The following is a 20,671-nucleotide window of genomic DNA, read 5'->3' as shown; positions in this document are numbered from 1 at the left end:
CGTGAAACATGACCCCTGGCCTCCCGCCTCGCCCCGCCGAGAGCTCGTCTCGGCCCGGGAGCTCACCTCATCCGCGTCCCGTGTGGCGGCGTGCCCCATAGGACGTGGGGTGTCTCCACCGGAGCGAGACCCTCGTCGCCGGGCACGCGACGGCCCCGTACGAAGACGTCGGGCGCCTTGTCCAGCACCCCGCCCGCCGGGTCGTCCGAGCCGTCCCTGCGTACGACGTCCCGCTCCGGGAGCAGCGCATCCCGTACCACGACGGCGCACAGGTAGAGCGTTCCGAGGATGTGGACCAGGATCACCAGCTGGTAGCCCTCGGTGGGCAGCCCCTGGTGCTTGTCGCCGCTGCCCGTATAGGCGAGGTAGAGCCAGATCCCGAGGAAGTACACGGCCTCGCAGGCCTGCCAGATGAGGAAGTCCCGCCATTTGGGGCGGGCGAGGGCCGCGAGGGGGATCAGCCACAGCACGTACTGGGGGGAGTAGACCTTGTTGGTGAGCACGAAGAGCGCGACAACGAGGAACGAAAGCTGCGCCAGCCGCGGCCTGCGCGGTGCCCACAGCGCCAGTACGGCGATGCCCGCACAGCCGAGCGCCATGAGCACCATCGCGTAGACGTTGGCGTCATCGAGGGGACTGCCGGTGCGCTGGGAGATGATCAGCCAGATCGAGCCGAAGTCGACAGGCCGCTCCTGGCTGAAGCTGTAGAACTTCGCCCAGCCCTGCGGCGCCAGCAGCATCACCGGCAGATTGACGCATCCCCATGCCAGCGCCGCACCGCCCAGCGCCGAGCCGTACTCCCGCCAGCGTCCGGCCCGCCAGCACAGGACCAGCAGCGGGCCCAGCAGCAGCGCCGGGTAGAGCTTCGCCGCAGTCGCGAGACCGATCAGGACGCCGGCGGCGAGCGGACGGCTGCGGGCCCACATCAGGGTGGCCGCGGCCGTGAGCGCCACGGCCAGCAGATCCCAGTTGACGGTGGCGGTCAGCGCGAGAGCGGGTGCGAGAGCGACCAGGAGGCCGTCCCACGGGCGGGAGCGGTGCGTACGGACGGCGCAGACGACGAGGACGGCCGCGCAGGCCATGAGCATGCCCGCGTTGATCATCCAGTACAGCTGCTCGCGGTGCTGAAGGTCGTCGCCGCCCGGCGTGAACCAGGCCGCGACCTGCATGAACGCCCCTGTCAGTACGGGGTATTCGAGGTAGGCCATGCCGCCGGAGACCTGGTCCGGGATGCGATCGAAGTACGGGGTGAGGCCGTCGGCGAAGCCGCGTCCGACGAAGAGGTGGGGGATATCGGAATAGCACGCGTGTACGTATTGGCTCGTCTGGCCCGAGAACCAGGCGCCGTTGTAGCAGGGCAGCTTCTGCACCATGCCGAGGACGAACATCCCCAGCCCGAGCAGCACCACGACCTTCACCGGCGTCCACCAGCCGCCCGCACCCGGCGCCGCCCGCCGCCCCACCGGCCCGCCGATCAGTTCGCTGCCGGCTGCGGCGACCTCGTCCTGCTCGGTCGGATGTACGGGAGCGGTCTTCCGGTCCGAGAGGTAGGCACGCGTCATGCGCACATCCTGCCGTACGGCCCCCTACGGCAGCAGCCCCGTCACGGTGACCCGTGACGGGGCTGCTGTGGCCTCACAGCGGCTGGAGGCCGGATGCTGCCGGGGCGGTGCCCGGAGGCGGGAGCCCGGCGGTGGAGCTACTCCCTCGTGCGGCCCTCCGGACCGCCGAAGAGGCCTCCGCCGTCGTCACCTCCGCCGTCTCCGCCACCGCCGTCTTCACCGCCGGTGTTGCCGCCGTCCTGACCCTGGTCGTTGCCGCCGTCCTGGCCCTGGTCGTTGCCGCCGTTGACCTGGCCCTGGTCGTTGCACCCGAACGGGTTGTCACACGTCTCGGACGGTGAGGGCAGCGAAGGCGACTGCGACGGCGACTGGGACGGGTTCTGCGACGGGTCCTGCGACGGTGCGTCGCTCGGCGGGGCCGTCTGCGACGGGCTGGCGCCCGGGCCGAAGATCTTGCCGCCGATGGGGGCCGGCTCCGGGAAGTTCTGGAGGGGCTGCCCCTGGAGCGCGCCCGTCATGTACTTCGTCCAGATCTCGGCGGGGAAGGACGCACCGTGGATCGAATCCTGGTTGCCCACGCCGTACATCTTCAGGAACTTCTGCACCTTGGCCTTGTCGTTGACGCGCCACATGCCGATCGACGTCGACAGCTGCGGCGTGTAACCCGAGAACCAGGCCGACTTGTTGTCGTCCGTCGTTCCCGTCTTGCCCGCGGCGGGACGGCCCAGGCCCTTGGCCGCCGTACCGGTGCCGTCCTGCACCACCGTCTGCAGAACGTTGGTGACGTTGTCCGCGACCTTGGCCTCGAAAGCGCTCTTCACGTTCGGCTGGTGCTCGTAGACGTTCGTGCCGTCCTCTTCGACCTTCTTCACCGAGTACGGCTCGGAGGCCATGCCGCTGCTCGCGAACGTCGCGTAGGCGTTCGCCATGCGGATGGCGCTGGGCGCCGACGTACCGAGGGAGAACGTCGGGGTCCTGCGGGCGAGGCTGTCCTCGTTCAGGCCCGCCTTGAGCGCCGCGTCCGCGACCTTGTCGACCCCGACGTCCATACCGAGCTGGATGTAGGGGGTGTTGACCGAGTACTGCATCGCCTCACGCAGGTCGATCTCGCCGCGGCTCTCGTTGCCGTCGTTGCGCTGGCGCCACTCCTTGCCTTCCTTGTCGCGCCAGATGGTGCCGTTGTAGTTGCGCAGCTTGACCTTGTTGTCGCCGTTGTAGACGCTCTTCGGCGAGACGGGCGTACGGGCGTCCGCGCCCTGCACCTCCGGCCCCTCGGGGTCGCGCACGCCGTCGCGCATCGCCGCCGCGAGGACGAACGGCTTGAAGGTCGATCCCACCTGGACGCCGGTGTAGTCGGCGTTGTTGGTGAAGTGCGTGGTGGCGTCCTCGCCGCCGTACATCGCGACGATCGCACCGTCCTTCGGCTTCACCGAAGCGCCGCCGAACTGGACGTACTTGTCGACGTCGCGTTCCTTGGGGTCGATGTTCGCCTTGCGCACCCGCTCCACCGCCGAGGTCATCTGCGCCATCTTCTTCTTGTCGAAGGTGGTGTAGATGCGCAGGCCGCCCTGCTTGAGACGGCGGTCGTCGATCGTCTCGCTGTTCGCGGTGATGTAGTTGTTGGCCACGTCGACCATGTAGCCCTTCTGGCCCTTGAGTTCGGTCGACTTCTTCGGCTGCTTCGGCGTCGGGAATTCCTGGTACTTGGCCCGCTCCGCCTTGCTCATCCGGCCCGTCTGCACCTCGCGGTCCAGCGTCCACTTCCAGCGTGCCTCCGCACGCTGACGGTTCTTCTCCGGCGTGGCCGCCGAACCCACGCCGCCCGCCGGGTCGTAGAGGTTCGGGCCGTTGAGCGTCGCGGAGAGGAACGCGGCCTGGCTCGGGTTCAGCTTCTTGGAGTCGACGCGGTAGTACGCCTGGGCGGCCGCCTGGATGCCGTACGCACCTCGCCCGTAGTAGCCGGTGTTGAGGTACCCCGCGAGGATCTCCGGCTTCTCCTTCTCGGCACCCACCTTGATGGAGATGAACAGCTCCTTCAGCTTTCGCGTCAGGGTCTGCGACTGGTCGAGGTAGGTGTTCTTCACGTACTGCTGGGTGATCGTCGAACCGGACTGCGTGTCACCGCCCATCGCCATGCGTCCCACCGCACGGACGATGCCGACCGGGTCCACACCGGCGTCCTCGTAGAACGTCTCGTTCTCGGCGGCGATCACCGCGTCCTGCATCGACTCGGGGATCTGGGAGAGGGGCACGATCTGGCGGTTCTGGTCGCCGCCGCCCGCCACCACCATCTGCGAACCGTCGGCCCAGTAGTAGACGTTCTTCTGCTGCTCCGTGGTCTTGTTCGGGTCGGGCACGTCCACCATCGCCAGCGCGATGCCGGAGAGGCCGATGATCGCCCCGACGAAGCCGGCGAAGGCTCCCAGCACCAGCTTCCAGGACGGCACCCAACGGCTCAGGCCCGTCCTGTTCCAGCGCGGGTAGTCGATGAACCGCTTTCTGGGCGGCGGCTGGTAGCGCCCTCGGCCGCCACCCCTGCCGGGCGGCATCCCGCCGCCCCGGCCGCGTCCTCCCCCGCCGATGCCGGGGATACCCATGCCCGCGCCCGCGCCCGCTCCGGCGCCGGCAGCGCCCGCTGCGGGGCTGGACGCCCGGCGCCTGCCGCCGCTCCCCCCGCGCGGCGCCGCTCGTCGGGCGTCGGCGCGGGGGCCGTACGAGCTGGAAGCGCCTCCTTGCGGCGGCTGCGTGTAACGCCGGCCGGTGCCTGATGACGGCGACGGCTGCGCTGCGCGCCGACCGCGCCCCTGTGGCGGCTTTCGACGGTGCTCGCTCATGGAACAGCTACTCCTCGGGCAGGCGCTCTCGCCTGAAGGTGGCAGTTGACGTCTGGTCCCCCCGAGTACGTCCCGCCGACTGTCCGTCGGCCGGTCGCACTGCACCCAGGACGATGACGCGCGCGGGCGTCTTCTGGTTCCCGGTGGTGGTCTGCACGCGCACAGACTACGCAGCTCCAAAACATGACTTAGCCTGCATTCATCTCAATCGGAACAAGTTCCCTTGCACGAAGTTGAGATGTGAGTCCCTTCACCCCCGTCCCTCTTGTTGCCCGACGGCGCTCGGCCTATCGTTCAGATGTATCGAGCCGATACATCAGCGCGAGATACCTCGCGTTGGGGGAAGTGGACGGCCGGGCAGTGCCGAAGGGGGCGGTGGAGCATGAGCAGACGCGCCGGCATCCTCGAGTTCGCCGTGCTCGGCCTGCTCCGTGAAGCGCCCATGCACGGCTATGAGCTGCGAAAGCGGCTCAACACCTCGCTCGGTGTCTTCCGCGCCTTCAGCTACGGCTCGCTCTATCCCTGCCTCAAGACCCTTGTGCAACGGGGATGGTTGACGGAGGAGCACAGACACCCGCAGGAGGCCCACGAGCGCGACGCGCGCTCCGCCTCACTGCCCGTACGCCGGGCGAAAATCGTCTACCGGCTGACTGCCGAAGGAAAAGAACACTTCGAGGAACTTCTTTCACAGACCGGACCGGACGCGTGGGAAGACGAACACTTCGGTGTCCGTTTCGCCTTTTTCGGGCAGACCTCGCGCGAGGTGCGGATGCGTGTGCTCGAGGGGAGGCGCAGCCGCCTGGAGGAGCGACTGGCGAAGATGCGCGCCTCCCTCGCCCGCACACGCGAACGGCTCGACGAGTACACCCTCGAACTGCAGCGCCACGGGCTCGAATCCGTGGAGCGTGAAGTCCGCTGGCTCAACGAGCTCATCGAGAGCGAGCGGAGCGGGCGCGGCCGGGAAGAGCGGACCTCACCCGGGCGGCAGGCCAAGTCCGGGCCCCCGCCGCGCACTTCAGGAGACGCGGACGGCCGGCCCCGGCACAGGGGTGGTACCCCGCTGCCGGATCCGTCCGAGGACACCGCTTGAGATCCCGTACGAACGGGGTCCCACCGATCAACACAGGGAGCAACCGGAATGGGTTCGGTTCGTGTAGCCATCGCCGGCGTGGGCAACTGCGCTGCCTCACTGGTGCAGGGCGTCGAGTACTACAAGGACGCCGACCCGGGCAGCAAGGTGCCGGGCCTGATGCACGTCCAGTTCGGCGACTACCACGTGCGTGACGTGGAGTTCGTCGCCGCCTTCGACGTGGACGGCAAGAAGGTCGGACTCGACCTGGCCGACGCCATCGGCGCGAGTGAGAACAACACCGTGAAGATCTGCGACGTGCCGCCCTCCGGGGTGTCCGTCCAGCGCGGCCACACCCTCGACGGGCTGGGCAGGTACTACCGCGAGACCATCGAGGAGTCGGACGCCGCACCCGTCGACGTGGTCCGGACGCTGAAGGACGCCGAGGCCGACGTCCTGGTCTGCTATCTCCCCGTGGGCTCCCAGGAAGCCGTGGAGTTCTACGCGCAGTGCGCCCTGGACGCGGGCGTGGCGTTCGTCAACGCGCTGCCCGTCTTCATCGCGGGCACCAAGGAGTGGGCGGAGAAGTTCACCGAGGCGGGAGTCCCCATCGTGGGGGACGACATCAAGTCGCAGGTGGGCGCGACCATCACGCACCGCGTCATGGCCAAGCTCTTCGAGGACCGCGGCGTCATCCTCGACCGCACCATGCAGCTCAACGTCGGCGGCAACATGGACTTCAAGAACATGCTGGAGAGGGACCGGCTGGAGTCGAAGAAGATCTCCAAGACGCAGGCGGTCACCTCGCAGATCCGCGACCGCGACATGGGCGCCGACAACGTGCACATCGGCCCGTCCGACTACGTGGCATGGCTGGACGACCGCAAGTGGGCCTATGTGCGGCTCGAGGGACGGGCCTTCGGCGACGTACCGCTGAACCTGGAGTACAAGCTGGAGGTCTGGGACTCGCCCAACTCCGCCGGCGTCATCATCGACGCGCTGCGCGCCGCGAAGATCGCCAAGGACAGGGGCATCGGCGGACCGATCCTCTCCGCCTCGTCCTACTTCATGAAGTCGCCGCCGGTGCAGTACTACGACGACGAAGCACGCGAGCAGGTCCAGGCGTTCATCGACGGGAAGGTCGAGCGCTGAACAGCTCGCACACGCGTCGGCTGCGGCACTGAGGCGCCGCGGAGCTTCGCAGAAGCCCCGTGAGCGCCGGCGGAGTCGCGGGGTCCGCCGCGGTGGCCTGTGCCACCGCGGCGCGGGCCCCGTCCTTCCCGCGCGCCTCCTGCGCCCCCTGCACGTGCCGCGAAGGGTGCTTCGGCCCACCGCGTCAGCGGTCGACCGTGCGGTCCACCATCGTCGTGGTGTGCCGCAGCTGCGCGGTGAGTTCCTCGCCCACCTTCGGCTCCGGAGCGTCGGCGGGCACGAACAGGATCGACACCTGCATGTGCGGCGGCTCCGCGAACCACCGCTGCTTGCCGCCCCACAGGTACGGCGAGAGGTGGCGGTTCACCGTGGCGAGCCCCGCACGGGCGACGCCCTTCGCCCGCGACGTCATCCCTGCCATGGCCTTCGGCGACTCCAGCCCCACACCGTGCGACGTGCCGCCCGCCACGACGACGAGCCACCCGTCACCCGGGGCCCTCTGCTGCCGGTAGCCGAACCGGTCGGCCTTCGTCACCCTCGTCACGTCCAGGATCGAACCCCGGTACTCCGTGGCCGTGTGATCCCCGAGCCACAGCCGCGTACCGATCCGCGCCCGGAAGTTCGTACGCGGGAACTGCTGCTGGAGCCGCGCGAATTCGTCCGGCCCGAGGTGGCTGACGAACATCGTGTCCAGCGGCAGCCGTGCCGCCCGCAGCCGGTCCATCCAGTTGATGACCTCGTCGACGGCGTCGGACCCGTCCGTACGGTCCAGGGGCAGGTGGATCGCGAAACCCTCCAGCCGCACCTCGTCGATCGCGGCGTGCAGTTTCGGCAGGTCCTCCTCGGTGACGCCGTGACGCTTCATGCTGCTCATCACTTCGATGACGACCCGCGCACCGCGCATCAGTCCGACGCCCTCGACGGAGGAGACCGACCGGATCGCACGGTCGGGCAGCGGCACCGGTTCCTCGTCCTTGCGGAACGGGGTGAGCACCAGCAGGTCCCCGCCGAAGAAGTCCTTCATACGAGCGGCCTCGTAGGTCGTGCCGACAGCCAGGATGTCGCTGCCGAAACGGGTGGCCTCGTCGGCCAGCCGCTCATGACCGAAGCCGTAGCCGTTTCCCTTGCAGACGGGGACGATCCCCGGGTACTGCTGGATGACAGACAGCTGATGCGCCCGCCAGCGATCGGTGTCGACGTAGAGGGTGAGCGCCATGGCCGGTAAGGCACCTTTCTTTCGGGTCGTCTCGGTCTGTTGAGACCTGCGTCTGCGCGGCGGGCCGCGCCGGTCAGCGCCGCGACATGTAGATGTCGAGCGCCTTGTGCAGCAGCTTGTTGAGCGGGAAGTCCCACTCGCCGAGATATTCCGCCGCTTCTCCCCCGGTCCCCACCTTGAACTGGATGAGCCCGAAGAGATGGTCGTTCTCGTCCAGTGAGTCACTGATGCCGCGGAGGTCGTAGACACTCGCGCCGAGCGCGTACGCGTCCTGCAGCATGCGCCACTGCATCGCGTTCGACGGCCGCACCTCCCGCTTGTGGTTGGCGGAGGCGCCGTACGAGTACCAGACGTGGCCGCCCACGATCAGCATCGTCGCCGCCGCGATGCGTTCGCCCTCGTGCTCGGCGAAGTACAGCCGCATCCGGTTGGGGTCCTCGGCGTTGAGCACCTTCCACATCCGCTCGAAGTACGCCTTCGGACGCGGCCGGAACTTGTCCCGCTCCGCCGTGATCTCGTACAGCTGCTGCCAGTCGTCCATGTCCTGCAGGCCGCCCTGCACGACCTGTACCCCGGCCTTGTCGGCCTTCTTGATGTTGCGGCGCCACAGCTGGTTGAAGCCCTTGTGCACATCCTCCAGCGAACGTCCTTCGAGCGGAACCTGGAAGACGTAACGCGGCTGGACGTCCCCGAAGCCGGCGCCGCCGTCCTCGCCCTGCTGCCAGCCCATGCGGCGCAGCCGGTCCGACACCTCGAAGGCCCGCGGTTCGATGTGCGTTGCCTGGACGTCCCGCAGCCGCTTCACATCGGGGTCCTGGATGCCCCGCTTGATCGCCGGGGCGTCCCACCGCCGGATGACCACCGGCGGGCCCATCTTCACCGAGAACGCGCCCTGCTGCTTCAGGTGGGCCAGCATCGGGCGGAGCCACTCCTCAAGGTGCGGCGAGTACCAGTCGATGACCGGTCCCTCGGGCAGGTAGGCGAGATAGCGCTTGACCTTCGGCAGCTGCCGGTAGAGCACCAGCCCCGCACCCACCAGCTCACCGTCGCGGTCGAACCAGCCCAGATTCTCCGACCGCCACTCGCCCTTCACGTCCGCCCAGGCAGGCACCTGGCAGTGGCTCGCCGAAGGAAGGTTCCGGATGTACGCGAGATGCTGCTCACGGCTGATGGTCCTCAGGGTCAGGCTCATGCGGGACGCTCCTCCGGCGCAGGTAAGTAACTCGCCGCGAAGCCTACTGTGCGTCCGCGAGGGACCACTGCCTGCGCCCCGGCGTCCGGGGGGCGCGAGCGGGCGCGGTCCGGAACTGCGAGCGGGGTCACGGGTGTTGGACGGGCGGCCGGTAAGGGGAGATCAGCAGCCGGTCGGAGGCCGGCGGCGAGACGTCAACCGCCCTCGTGGGGCTGCCGCTCCGCGGTCGGCGGCGGCACCGTCACCGAGCACGTCGTGCAGACCGCGTCCACCGACTCGGGCGCCGGCGCCTCGGCCCGCACCGCCAGCAGCGAGACCACGGCCGCCACCAGCAGGAGCCCGGCGCAGCTGACCATCGCGCCCTGGAACGCGGCGTCGACGTCGGCGGGCGATCTGTACTCGTCGCCGGACAGGCCCACGATCGCGGGGATGGCCGCCACGGAGATCAGGCCGCCGGTGCGGGCGGCCGCGTTGTTGACGCCGCTCGCCGTGCCCGCCCGGACGACGGTGACGGAGTCCAGCACCGTCGCCGTGAGGGGCGCCACCAGCAGGGTCATGCCCGCGCCGAGGGCGATGCCCGCGGGCAGCACGTCGGCGAAGTACGAGGCGTCCGGCCCGATCCGCAGCATGAGCAGCACGCCGCCGGCGGCGATCACGGGCCCCGCAGTCAAGGGGATGTGCGGTCCGATCCGGCTGCCCAGCCGGGCCGCCCGGCTGGAGAAGGCCAGCATCAGCAAGGTGAGCGGCAGCAGTGCCAGACCCGCCAGCAGCGGTGAGAATCCGGCGGTGGTCTGCAGCTGTAGCACGAGGAAGAACGAAACCGCGGACAGCGCCCCGTAGATGAGCACAGTGACGACGTTCGTCGTCGAGAACAGCCGGGAGGAGAAGAGAGACAGCGGCATCATCGGTTGGAGGGCGCGCCGTTCCGTCCGGACGAACGCTGTACCGAGGACGACGGCGGCGGCGCCCGTGGCGACCGCGGTCACGGGCTGTGTCGAGGCCGCAGTCAGGGCGTAGGTGAGCGAGCCGAGACTCAGTGCGGCGAGCACCGCACCCGGAACGTCGAACCGTCCGCTCGCCGTCTCGTCCCGCGTCTCCGGCACGTGACGCATGGCGATCAGCACCGTCAGCACCGCCGGCGGCACGTTGATCAGGAACACCCAGCGCCAGCCCGGACCGCCCACCAGCCACCCGCCGAGCAGCGGCCCCACGGCCCCGGCCACGCCGCCCAGCCCCGCCCACATCCCCACAGCAGGAGCACGGTCCGCGGGACGGAACACGGCCTGGATGATCGCGAGCGAGCCCGGCGACAGCAGGGCACCGCCGATTCCCTGCAGCGCACGCGCCCAGATCAGCATCTCCGCGTTCACCGCGAAGCCGCACAGCGCGGACGAGACCGCGAACCACAGGACGCCCACCACGAAGACCCTGCGTCGGCCGTAGCGGTCGCCCAGGGAACCGCCCAGCAGGATCAGGCCGGCGAGCGTCAGCAGATAGGCGTTCACGGCCCACTGCAGACCGGCGAGACTGGCGCCCAGATCCCGGCCGATACGTGGCAGCGCCACGTTCACCACCGTGCCGTCCAGCAGGACCATGCTGGAGCCGAGCACGGTCGCGAACAGCACCCAGCGCCCCGTGGCGCCGGCCATGGGGACGTCACCTGCGCGGGCAGCGTTCATGGCTCCATCCTGGGGCGGGACGGTCGCGCACGCCGGGGAGCACGCCGCAGCGGGAGGGCGCTTCGTCGGTGCACATGCCGAACCATGCCGACGTCGTCATCATGGGAAGCGCAGCACGGCCACTCCCGGGGCGCGCGCACGAGCCTTCGAGCCCTTCGGAACGCCCCGAGGAGCGCCTGTTCCACAGCGCGTCGGCGCGGAGCGTCGCTGCGACGCGTCGCCGCAACGCCTCCCGGCGGTGCGCGATCCACGGTGCCGACCGGGAGACGCCGCACCACCCCAGCGAACTCCAGCGCAGCACAGGAGAGGAAGGGGGACGGACGCCATGGAGCTCTTCCCGCCCCTGCCGCTCGCCGAATGGCGGGACACCAAGGAGACCCTGCACCGCTTCGAGCAGCTGATCGGCAAGATCCGGCTCACCTCGAGCCCCCGGCGCAACCACTGGTGGCACGTGCCGTTCCACGTGACCGGACGCGGCATCACCACCCGTCCGATGGGACAGTCCGACGGCAACCCCGTCTTCACCATCGACTTCGACTTCGTCGACCACCAGCTCGTCGTGGCGACGCTCGACGGGACCGCCGTGTCCTTCCCGCTCCTCGGCCAGTCGGTGGCGTCCTTCCGCGCCCACACCCTGGAGACGCTCGCCGACCTCGGCATCCACGCGGAGATCCCCCACCCCGAGCCCTTCGACCTGCCCGACTCCTCCAGGCCCTTCGCGCGCGACACCGAGCACGCCACGTACGACCCCGAACACGCGAACCGCTACTGGCAGGTCCTCAGCCAGGTCGCGCTCGTGCTGGAGGAGTTCGCCGCCGGCTTCTCCGGCAAGAGCAGCGCGGTCCACCACTTCTGGCACACGTTCGACATCGCGCACACCCGCTTCTCGGGGCGCCATGTCGAGCAGCCGCCGCAGACCGATCCGGTGACCCGCGAGGCCTACTCGGAGGAGGTCACGAGCTTCGGCTTCTGGTTCGGTGACGACAAGCTCCCCGAACCCGCCTTCTACGCCTATGCAGCCCCCGAACCCGCGGGTCTGGAACAGGAACGGCTCAGTCCGCGGCAGGCACACTGGGCCGCGCAGAACGGCGGGCACCTCGCGCTTCTGCGGTACGACGACGCACGGGCAGAGGCCGATCCCCGTACCGCTGTGCTGGACTTCTACGGCAGTGCGTACCGGGCGGCGGCCGTACGGGCGAACTGGGACATCGACCGGTTCGCGAGCCCGCACGGGGTGACGGATCAGCAGTTGCTCAGCCGGCACGGCTGAGCAACTGCGCCGGGCGGGGCGCGACGGCCGGTCGCGTCCCGACGGCTGGGAGGCCTGACGGACGAGGTCCGTCAGGCCTCCCAGCGCTCGACCGGCCGGTGCCCATTCGTCCGGCGCCGACCGGCACCCGGCCTCCGGCACCCGGCCTCCGACCGGCACCCGGCACCGTCAGTGCAACTGGCGCTGCCAGTCCGCAGGGACCTTGCCCGCGGGGCCGGGAGTCGGCTGCGACTGCGGGTGCGAGGTGGGCGGGGCCAGGGTCGGGCCTTCGAGGACCTGCTCTGTCTCCGCGTTCCAGTACCAGTCCTCCCCCGGCTCGAAGCTGGTCAGGTACGGATGCCCCGCCTCCACCGCGTGCATCGTGGCGTGCTGCCCGGGGGAGGAGTCGCAGCATCCGACGTGCCCGCAGGCAGCACAACGCCTCAGGTGGAACCACCATCCGGGACCGTCGCCCGCTGAACACTCCACGCACCCGGAGCCGCTGGGCGGAGCGGTGGGATCGATGCCGGGAACCTGGTTCTGTGCCATGTGACAGCTCCTCTCCCTCGGTTGTCCCTCGCTTGCCGGTACGGCCGGTGCGGCCGTACCGGTCTCTGTTCCGGCGTGCGGACGCAGCCGGACGAACGGGAATCGGCGGACGGAACGGCGGACGTCACCGGCGTCACCGCCGTCACCGGCGGGCCCGGCAGGGCGGACGGGCGACGCGTACCGGGAGCGGCGATCGCGGCGAAGAGCGCCGGCAGGCGGTGAACGGGTGCCGGCAGCCGACAACAGCCGACAGCAGCCGATGACAGCCCGGCGACGACGTGTCACACGTTCGGCTGATCGCCGGGCGCTCCCGGCCCCGCCGGACGTACGCCCGCGACCGCCACTAGGCCAGCAGCCCGCCGTGTGCCATGCCGAGGTAGAACCCGAAGGCGGCCCCGCCCATCCCGATGATCAACGCGAAGCGTTCGCCCGTCGACGCCGAGATGAACTGGCCCCACGCGCCTGTCAGGACGCCCACCAGGCCAGTCCAGGCGCTGAGCACGTGCAGGCCGGGCCACATCGCTGTCAGGAACGCGACGACGCCGAGCAGCAGCGTCACCGCCGCGAAGGAGTTCTCGAGGGGATGGGCCCTGCGGTCGGCGCGGAGCATCGAGATCGGGTTCTGCCGTACTGCCTGTGCCATGCGGCACCTCCTGCAGAGGGCGGCCTCGGGCGGAGTCCGGGTGACGCCGCTCACACCGTTGCGTCCAGATTGCGGCGTCTTGCCCCTGGATTTCAACCGGAAGGCCGAAGCCGGGTAGGCTGAACGGTCTGCACACGCCTGCGGGTGTCCGTGCAGAACGCATCACGACCCTCCTGCCACGGAACGACCGTGGCCGCGAGTCCAGAGGAGGTGGGTTCCACATGCGTCACTACGAGGTGATGGTGATCCTCGACCCCGATCTCGAGGAGCGCGCGATCTCGCCGCTGATCGAGAACTTCCTGTCCGTCGTACGTGACGGCCAGGGCAAGGTCGAGAAGGTCGACACCTGGGGCCGTCGCCGGCTCTCCTACGAGATCAACAAGAAGCCTGAGGGCATCTACTCGGTCATCGACCTGCAGGCCGAGCCTGCAACCGTCAAGGAGCTCGACCGTCAGATGAATCTGAACGAGTCGGTTCTGCGGACCAAGGTCCTCCGCCCCGCCGCCCACTGAGCGTCAGCTCACAGAGGCACACGGGCCGGACAACCGGGTAGCAGCAGTACGCCAACGAGCCACTGAAGCCACCGAAGCCCCAAGCAGCCAGCAGTACCCGCCGAGAGGTTCACCATGGCAGGCGAGACCGTCATCACGGTCGTCGGCAATCTGGTCGACGACCCCGAGCTGCGCTTCACCCCCTCGGGTGCGGCGGTCGCGAAGTTCCGCGTCGCGTCCACTCCCCGCACCTTCGACCGGCAGACCAACGAGTGGAAGGACGGCGAAAGCCTGTTCCTGACGTGCTCGGTCTGGCGGCAGGCGGCGGAGAACGTCGCCGAGTCCCTCACCAAGGGGACGCGCGTCATCGTGCAGGGCCGCCTCAAGCAGCGCTCGTACGAGGACCGCGAGGGCATCAAGCGCACGGTCTACGAGCTGGACGTCGACGAGGTCGGCGCCAGCCTCCGCAACGCCACGGCCAAGGTCACCAAGACCAGCGGCCGGGGTTCGCAGGGCGGCGGATTCGGCGGTGGCGGCGGCCAGGGTGGCGGCGGCTGGGGCGGAGGCCAGGGCGGCCAGCAGGGCGGAGGGGCACCCGCGGGCGATCCGTGGGCGACCGGTGCTCCGGCCGGCGGCGGTCAGGGCGGCTCCGGCGGAAGCTGGGGCGGCGGCTCCGGCGGCGGCTACTCGGACGAGCCCCCCTTCTGACCGTCACGCCGCGTGCGTACGGCCGAGGGCGGGCCCGACAGTCACACACTTCTTGAAACTCAACGGAGAGAGACATGGCGAAGCCGCCTGCTCGCAAGCCGAAGAAGAAGGTTTGCGTGTTCTGCAAGGAGAAGATCTCCTACGTGGACTACAAGGACACGAACCTGCTGCGGAAGTTCATTTCCGACCGCGGCAAGATCCGTGCCCGCCGGGTCACCGGCAACTGCACCCAGCACCAGCGTGACGTCGCGACGGCCGTCAAGAACAGCCGTGAGATGGCGCTGCTGCCCTACACCTCGACCGCTCGATAAGGGAAGGGTGACCAATAGATGAAGATCATCCTTACCAACGAGGTCTCCGGTCTCGGTGCCGCGGGCGACGTCGTGGAGGTTCGCGACGGATACGCCCGCAACTACCTGGTCCCGCGTGGTGTCGCCATCCGCTGGACCAAGGGCCGCGAGAAGGACGTCGAGCAGATCCGCCGCGCTCGCAAGATCCACGAGATCGCGACGATCGAGCAGGCCAACGAGGTCAAGGCCCGGCTCGAGGGCGTCAACGTCCGCCTGAAGGTGCGCGCCGGCGACCAGGGCCGTCTGTTCGGCTCCGTCACTCCGGCCGACATCGCCGCTGCCGTCAAGGAAGCGGGCGGTCCGGAGATCGACAAGCGCCGCATCGAGGTGGGTTCGCCCATCAAGACGCTCGGCGCCCACCAGATCTCGGTACGCCTGCACGCCGAGGTTCTGGCGAAGGTCGACGTCGACGTCGTTGCGGCGTGACCGGCAGCTGATCGCAGCCGCTGCCGCCGGACGGTCCGGGCCTTTGCCCGCCGGCTGTCCGGCAGCAGCACGGCCAAGGGCCGCATCCCGTTCCGGCGGGGTGCGGCCCTTCTGCCTGCCCGGCGCTTCGGCAGACGCCGCGTCGGCTCACGACGGCGACCGACGAGGCACGGGCTACGGCCGCGGCTCCTCCGCGCCGTGGTCCCTTCCCGTGCCCCGCCTCGTCAGGTCCGCACGGCGCCCGTCACCACCCACCGTCCGGATCGGGCCCGCAGCCACAACGTCACCAGCCGGACGCTCATCATCAATCCGGCGACCGTCCACCACAGTTCGGTCAGCCCACCGCCCCAACCGGGCAGCAGCAGCGCCACCGGAGCGAAGGCGGCCAGTGTCACCAGCATCGCCCCGGCCAGATACGGCCCGTCCCCGGCGCCCATCAGGACTCCGTCCAGTACGAAGACCACCCCGGCCACCGGCTGTGTCACCGCCACCACCAGCAACGCGGGCGTCAGCGCTTCGATCACCGCTCCGTCCGCCGTGAACAACGGCATGAACACCGGACGCGCCGCCGCGACGAGCACACCGAGCACGACCCCTGAGACGACCCCCCACTGGACCATCCGCCGGCACGCCGCTCGCGCACCCGCCTCGTCCCCCGCCCCCAGGTAACGGCCGATGATCGCCTGCCCGGCGATGGCGATCGCGTCCAGTGCGAAGGCCAGCAACGACCAGAGCGTCAACGCGATCTGGTGCGCGGCGATGTCCGCGTCCCCGAGCCGTGCCGCCACAGCTGTGGCGATCATCAGAACGGCCCGCAGCGAAAGAGTACGGATCAGCAGCGGCGCTCCTGCCTGCGCGCACTGCCGGATCCCCGCGGCGTCCGGCCGCAGCGACGCCCCGTGCCGGCGCGCGCCGCGTACCACGACGAACAGATACACCCCGGCCATGCCCCACTGCGCCAGCACGGTCCCCCACGCGGACCCGGCGATGCCCAGCCCGAACCCGTAGACGAACAGGAAGTTGAGCGCGGCGTTCGCGGAGAAGCCGCCGACCGCCACGTACAGCGGTGTCCTGGTGTCCTGCAGGCCGCGCAGCACTCCGGTCGCCGCGAGTACGACGAGCATGGCGGGAATGCCCAGCGCGCTGACGCGCAGATACGTCACGGCGTGCGGCGCAGCGGTGGACGAGGCCCCGAAGAGGTCGACCAGCGCGGGCGCGCTCGGCAGCACGGTCACGACGACGGCGGCCCCCAGCAGCAGCGCCAGCCAGATGCCGTCCATGCCCTGGCGGATGGCGGCGGGCAGGTCGTCGGCCCCGACGCGGCGTGCGACGGCGGCGGTGGTCGCGTAGGCGAGGAAGACGAAGATGTTGACGCCGGTCTGCAGCAGCGCCGCAGCGACTCCCAGACCGGCGAGCTGCGGTGTGCCCAAGTGGCCGACGATGGCGCTGTCCACCATGACGAAGAGGGGCTCCGCGACGAGCGCGCCGAAGGCCGGGAGTGCGAGTGAGACGATCTCGCGGTCGTGGCGGCGCATGAGGGCGCGACGGTCGGCTGCGGTGCCGGGGTGGCCTTCGGGGCGGTGCGGGCCCGGTCCGGAACCGGGGGGCGAGCCAGGGGTGCAACGAGACGCGGGGCGGTCGGGCATGGGTTCGATACAAACATCCACAGGTAATGACTGCAAGGGGCTATGGTCTATTACTTCTGTGCAGTGGGGGTAAGGGCCGGGCACCTGTACGCCGTCCCGTGTAACGATCTCGCGCCGGAGGCCGGATTTTTTCACGCACACAGGCGGTGGACTTCATAGCCACAGGTCAGAGGGTGCCGACGATCGGGCGACCGCACTTCTCCACAAGCCTGTCCCCCGAGCCGTACACAGCTTTCGCGGCCTTCTCCACAGGAAGCGCCACGTCATCCACACCCCCCTGTGGATAACAAGATTGGCTGACGCCACGCGCCGCCATAACGTAGTGCAGCGCCCGCCCACTTGACCCTCATCGACACCATGGCCTCGACGCGCCGGAAGCGGAGCCGGGCGGCCATTGTCAGAGCGGTGCCGTAAGAAAGAGGGGCACTGCGGAGGTCCGGTCCTGCACGACCGCCGGACGGGGAGGAGGTGGCCGGGTGACTCAGCAACCCGAGCACGTCGAGGACGTCTGGGCCGCCGACTCCCACACCCGGAGCGGCCAACAGGCCCACGCCGGCGACAGGTTCCCCGTCGCGCGCCAACGTCACGGCGGCACGGGCGGAGGACGCGACGGCGGCCACGTCGAACAGCACGACCGAGGCGCGGACGCCGCGGTCCCCGTCGCCGCGTCCTTCGAGCGGGTGCCTCCGCAGGACCTCGAAGCCGAACAGTCCGTCCTCGGCGGCATGTTGCTGTCCAAGGACGCCATCGCCGACGTCGTCGAGGTCCTCAAGGGCCACGACTTCTACCGCCCCGCGCACGAACTCGTCTACCAGGCCGTCCTCGACCTCTACGCCAAGGGCGAGCCCGCCGACCCCATCACCGTCACCGCCGAACTCACGCGCCGCGGCGAGATCGGCCGCGTCGGCGGCCCCGGTTACGTCCACTCCCTCGTGCAGACGGTGCCCACTGCCGCCAACGCCGAGTACTACGCGGAGATCGTGCACGAGCGCGCGGTGCTGCGCAGGCTCGTCGAGGCGGGCACCCGCATCACCCAGATGGGATACGCGGCCGACGGCGACGTCGACGACATCGTCAACTCCGCCCAGGCGGAGATCTATCAGGTCACCGAGGCGCGCACCTCCGAGGACTACCTCCCGCTGGGCGACATCATGGAGGGCGCACTCGACGAGATCGAGGCGATCGGCTCCCGCAGCGGCCAGATGACGGGCGTACCGACAGGCTTCACCGACCTGGACTCGCTGACGAACGGACTGCACCCGGGCCAGATGATCGTCATCGCGGCGCGGCCCGCGATGGGAAAGGCGCTCGCACTCGACACCCCCCTGCCCACCCCCACCGGGTGGACCACGATGGGCGAAGTCGGGGAGGGGGACCACCTCCTGGACGCCGACGGGAGGCCGACACGTGTCGTCGCCGCGACCGGCGTCATGCACGACCGCCCCTGCTACCGGATCACTTTCGACGACGGTACGAGCGTCGTCGCCGACGCCGAGCACCAGTGGCTCACCGACACCCGCGCCTCCCGCCGCTCTGCCCAGCAGGGCGCCGACGGACGCAACGGGTCCCGCAAACAGCGGACTTGCGCCTCGGTGAGGACCACCAAGGAGATCGCCCAGACGGTGCGGTGCGTCACCGCAGACGGGCGCTCGAACCACTCCGTGGCCAACGCCGCGCCGCTCGACCTCCCTGAGCGCGAGCTTCCGGTTCCGCCGTACGCGCTGGGGGCGTGGCTGGGGGCCCGGGCCGGCGACGCGACGAGGTCCACCACGGCGGACCCGGAACTGCTGGACCTCATCGAGGAGTCCTGCGGGGGCAGGGCAGAGGCTGTCCCAGGGCAGGTCCCGCACGCCGCGTGCGCCGACTGCGGCAGCGAGTGTTTCTCCCCGTTCGCCGAACCAGGCTGCGCCACATGCACCGAACGGCACGGCGGACTGCCCGTCCTCCTCCGTGACACGGGGCTGCCGGGGAACGGGCACATCCCCGGGGAGTACCTGCGGGCCTCCGTCCCCCAGCGCCGGGCGCTGCTGGCCGGACTCCTCGACACCGCCGGCACGGTGAAGCCGACCGGATCGGTTCAGTTCACCGTCACCGACCGGGCCCTCGCCGACGGGTTCCGGGAACTCGTCATGAGCCTCGGCCACCGGTGCGGGGTGGCTGCCGAGCGCGTCAGGGGGCGGTCGGCGGAGTCGGCCGAGTCGGCCGAGTCGGCCGACTCCACGACCTGCTACACCGTCACCTTCAGCACCGACGACGAGGTGTTCCGGCTGAGCCGCAAGCAGCAGACGCACCGGGACCGCCGCCGTCCGGTCACACCGAGGCTGAAGCGGCGGTTCATCAAGGACGTGGAGCGGGTCGGCTCCGTCCCGGTCCGGTGCGTGCAGGTGGACAATCCCGCACACCTGTACCTCGCGACCCGGTCGATGATCCCCACCCACAACTCCACCCTCGCCCTCGACTTCGCGCGTGCCTGCTCGATCCGGCACAACATGCCCAGCGTGATCTTCTCGCTGGAGATGGGGCGTAACGAGATCGCGATGCGGCTGCTGTCGGCCGAGGCCCGGGTGGCGCTGCACCACATGCGGTCGGGTTCGATGACGGACGAGGACTGGACGCGGCTGGCCCGGCAGATGCCGGGCGTCACGGAAGCGCCGCTCTACATCGACGACTCGCCGAACTTGTCGATGATGGAGATCCGGGCCAAGTGCCGTCGCCTGAAGCAGCGGAACGATCTGAAGCTCGTGGTGATCGACTATCTCCAGCTGATGCAGACGGGCAGTTCGAGGCGTCCGGAGAGTCGTCAGCAGGAGGTCTCGGAGATGTCCCGCAACCTCAAGCTGCTCGCCAAAGAGCTGGAGCTTCCGGTCATCGCGCTCTCGCAGCTCAACCGTGGTCCTGAGCAACGTACCGACAAGAAGCCGATGGTCTCCGACCTCCGTGAGTCGGGTTCGATCGAGCAGGACGCCGACATGGTCGTGCTGTTGCACCGCGAGGACGCGTACGAGAAGGAGTCCCCGCGGGCGGGCGAGGCCGACTTGATCGTGGCCAAGCACCGCAACGGGCCGACGGCGACGATCACGGTCGCCTTCCAGGGGCACTACTCGCGTTTCGTGGACATGGCACAGACCTGACCGGGCGGCGCTGTAGGGACTCAGATTTCGCGGCACAGTCTCAGGTCCGATGGCACATCGGCGGCACTTATGCCGTCTTCGTGAGACTCGCTGGTGGGGGTTCTCACCTTTTCGGGTGATGGAGGTCCAGCCCGCTCTGCCCGTTGTTTCTCCGCTGACACCCTTGGCCGTACGGGTCGTTGCCCCGTGGGGTGGGGGTGCGCGATGGGCAGTGTCACTGCGACGGTGAGTATCCGTCAGCAGCGTGGTGCTGTTGTGGAGGACCGGGACTGGGCTACGGCCCCTGTCGACCTTCTGCAGTCGGCTTGTCCGTGGCGGACTCTCCGCTGGTACAAGGGCCAGAAGCATTACTCGGGTATTTACTAGTCGGCGACGAGGCGCGACCACGTGATCTACGAGTCGCGCCTGGAACTGTCACGGTTGCTATTCGCTGACTTCGATCCGTCCGTACGCGGCGTCGCGGCCCAGCCCTTCCTGTTGAAGACAGTGCTGGAGGGGGAGGTGTGGCGGCACATCCCGGACTATCTCCTGCTCACCGGGCAGACGCCGGTGGTTGGCGACGTCAAACCGTTGCATCGGTTGGCCAAGCCGGAGGTGGAGTTCACCTTCAGCTGGACCCGGCGGGTGGTGGAATCGCGCGCATGGAAGTACGAGGTCTGGAGTGAGCCCCCGTCCGTTGAACTGGGAAACGTGTGGGCGGCGCGGCGGGCGTGGGCGGTGCCCAGTCGCGTCCGCCGCCGCACCGTCATCCCGTCGACAATGACCGCGTAAGCC

17 protein-coding genes and 1 pseudogene are annotated in these 20,671 nt (G+C 69.5%); 10 read left to right on the top strand and 8 right to left on the bottom strand.

Annotation, left to right across the window (positions count from 1 at the left end):
- Positions 1-62: 62 nt before the first annotated feature.
- Complete coding sequence (locus ACFPA8_RS15660; RefSeq protein ID WP_386448576.1) at positions 63-1,562, bottom strand: glycosyltransferase family 87 protein; 1,500 nt, start codon at positions 1,560-1,562, stop codon at positions 63-65.
- A 137-nt stretch (positions 1,563-1,699) separates the two neighbouring features.
- On the bottom strand, positions 1,700-4,396 hold the full coding sequence (locus tag ACFPA8_RS15655; protein ID WP_386448573.1) for a transglycosylase domain-containing protein: 2,697 nt from the start codon (positions 4,394-4,396) through the stop codon (positions 1,700-1,702).
- 382 nt (positions 4,397-4,778) lie between these two features.
- Between ACFPA8_RS15655 and ACFPA8_RS15650 the strand changes: the two genes are divergently transcribed.
- Entirely contained in the window at positions 4,779-5,486 is a 708-nt protein-coding gene (locus ACFPA8_RS15650) for a PadR family transcriptional regulator (protein WP_386448570.1), read from the top strand.
- Between the two features lie 48 nt (positions 5,487-5,534).
- A complete protein-coding gene (locus ACFPA8_RS15645) occupies positions 5,535-6,617 on the top strand; it encodes an inositol-3-phosphate synthase (RefSeq protein WP_386448567.1) in 1,083 nt (360 codons plus the stop codon).
- 184 nt (positions 6,618-6,801) lie between these two features.
- Here the strand turns inward: ACFPA8_RS15645 and ACFPA8_RS15640 are convergent, their stop codons facing one another.
- The 3 genes from ACFPA8_RS15640 to ACFPA8_RS15630 form a co-directional block, all read right to left on the bottom strand.
- Positions 6,802-7,833, bottom strand: coding sequence for an alanine racemase (locus ACFPA8_RS15640; RefSeq protein ID WP_386448564.1), 1,032 nt, complete (start codon positions 7,831-7,833; stop codon positions 6,802-6,804).
- 73 nt (positions 7,834-7,906) lie between these two features.
- Positions 7,907-9,025, bottom strand: a complete 1,119-nt coding sequence (locus tag ACFPA8_RS15635; protein ID WP_386448561.1) for a lipid II:glycine glycyltransferase FemX — start codon at positions 9,023-9,025, stop codon at positions 7,907-7,909.
- A 194-nt stretch (positions 9,026-9,219) separates the two neighbouring features.
- On the bottom strand, positions 9,220-10,704 hold the full coding sequence (locus ACFPA8_RS15630; RefSeq protein ID WP_386448558.1) for an MFS transporter: 1,485 nt from the start codon (positions 10,702-10,704) through the stop codon (positions 9,220-9,222).
- 325 nt (positions 10,705-11,029) lie between these two features.
- Between ACFPA8_RS15630 and ACFPA8_RS15625 the strand changes: the two genes are divergently transcribed.
- The gene (locus ACFPA8_RS15625; RefSeq protein WP_386448556.1) at positions 11,030-11,974 is read left to right on the top strand and encodes a DUF5996 family protein; all 945 of its coding nucleotides are present in this window, start codon (positions 11,030-11,032) and stop codon (positions 11,972-11,974) included.
- Positions 11,975-12,142: 168 nt separating this feature from the next.
- Here ACFPA8_RS15625 and ACFPA8_RS15620 read toward each other — a convergent pair whose 3' ends face one another.
- Entirely contained in the window at positions 12,143-12,502 is a 360-nt protein-coding gene (locus tag ACFPA8_RS15620) for a UBP-type zinc finger domain-containing protein (RefSeq protein ID WP_386448553.1), read from the bottom strand.
- Between the two features lie 75 nt (positions 12,503-12,577).
- Here ACFPA8_RS15620 and ACFPA8_RS15615 point away from each other — a divergent pair, with 75 nt between their 5' ends.
- Positions 12,578-12,724: a hypothetical protein gene (locus tag ACFPA8_RS15615; protein ID WP_386448550.1), complete on the top strand. Its 147-nt coding sequence runs from the start codon at positions 12,578-12,580 to the stop codon at positions 12,722-12,724.
- A 121-nt stretch (positions 12,725-12,845) separates the two neighbouring features.
- Here ACFPA8_RS15615 and ACFPA8_RS15610 read toward each other — a convergent pair whose 3' ends face one another.
- Positions 12,846-13,145: a hypothetical protein gene (locus tag ACFPA8_RS15610; protein ID WP_386448547.1), complete on the bottom strand. Its 300-nt coding sequence runs from the start codon at positions 13,143-13,145 to the stop codon at positions 12,846-12,848.
- 221 nt (positions 13,146-13,366) lie between these two features.
- On the opposite strand from ACFPA8_RS15610, the gene rpsF reads away from it, so the two are divergent.
- The 4 genes from rpsF (at position 13,367) to rplI (ending at position 15,120) form a co-directional block, all read left to right on the top strand.
- The gene (gene rpsF / locus ACFPA8_RS15605; RefSeq protein WP_028430506.1) at positions 13,367-13,657 is read left to right on the top strand and encodes a 30S ribosomal protein S6; all 291 of its coding nucleotides are present in this window, start codon (positions 13,367-13,369) and stop codon (positions 13,655-13,657) included.
- Positions 13,658-13,771: 114 nt separating this feature from the next.
- Positions 13,772-14,344 carry a single-stranded DNA-binding protein gene (locus ACFPA8_RS15600; RefSeq protein WP_386448544.1) on the top strand — a complete coding sequence of 191 codons (573 nt, stop codon included), beginning with the start codon at positions 13,772-13,774 and terminating at the stop codon, positions 14,342-14,344.
- A gap of 74 nt (positions 14,345-14,418) precedes the next feature.
- Entirely contained in the window at positions 14,419-14,655 is a 237-nt protein-coding gene (rpsR, locus tag ACFPA8_RS15595) for a 30S ribosomal protein S18 (RefSeq protein ID WP_003978893.1), read from the top strand.
- A gap of 18 nt (positions 14,656-14,673) precedes the next feature.
- Positions 14,674-15,120, top strand: coding sequence for a 50S ribosomal protein L9 (rplI, locus tag ACFPA8_RS15590; RefSeq protein WP_386448541.1), 447 nt, complete (start codon positions 14,674-14,676; stop codon positions 15,118-15,120).
- Positions 15,121-15,344: 224 nt separating this feature from the next.
- On the opposite strand, the gene ACFPA8_RS15585 is transcribed toward rplI, so the two are convergent.
- Entirely contained in the window at positions 15,345-16,655 is a 1,311-nt protein-coding gene (locus tag ACFPA8_RS15585) for an MATE family efflux transporter (protein ID WP_386448538.1), read from the bottom strand.
- A gap of 587 nt (positions 16,656-17,242) precedes the next feature.
- On the opposite strand from ACFPA8_RS15585, the gene dnaB reads away from it, so the two are divergent.
- The gene (gene dnaB / locus ACFPA8_RS15580; RefSeq protein WP_386448535.1) at positions 17,243-19,897 is read left to right on the top strand and encodes a replicative DNA helicase; all 2,655 of its coding nucleotides are present in this window, start codon (positions 17,243-17,245) and stop codon (positions 19,895-19,897) included.
- 378 nt (positions 19,898-20,275) lie between these two features.
- Positions 20,276-20,668 (top strand): annotated as a pseudogene (locus ACFPA8_RS15575) (TnsA-like heteromeric transposase endonuclease subunit); the annotation flags it as partial.
- Positions 20,669-20,671: the final 3 nt, after the last annotated feature.

Source organism: Streptomyces ovatisporus, from assembly GCF_042653885.1.
In the GTDB taxonomy this organism is placed as follows: domain Bacteria; phylum Actinomycetota; class Actinomycetes; order Streptomycetales; family Streptomycetaceae; genus Streptomyces; species Streptomyces ovatisporus.
This window is presented reverse-complemented; position numbering and strand designations above follow the sequence as displayed.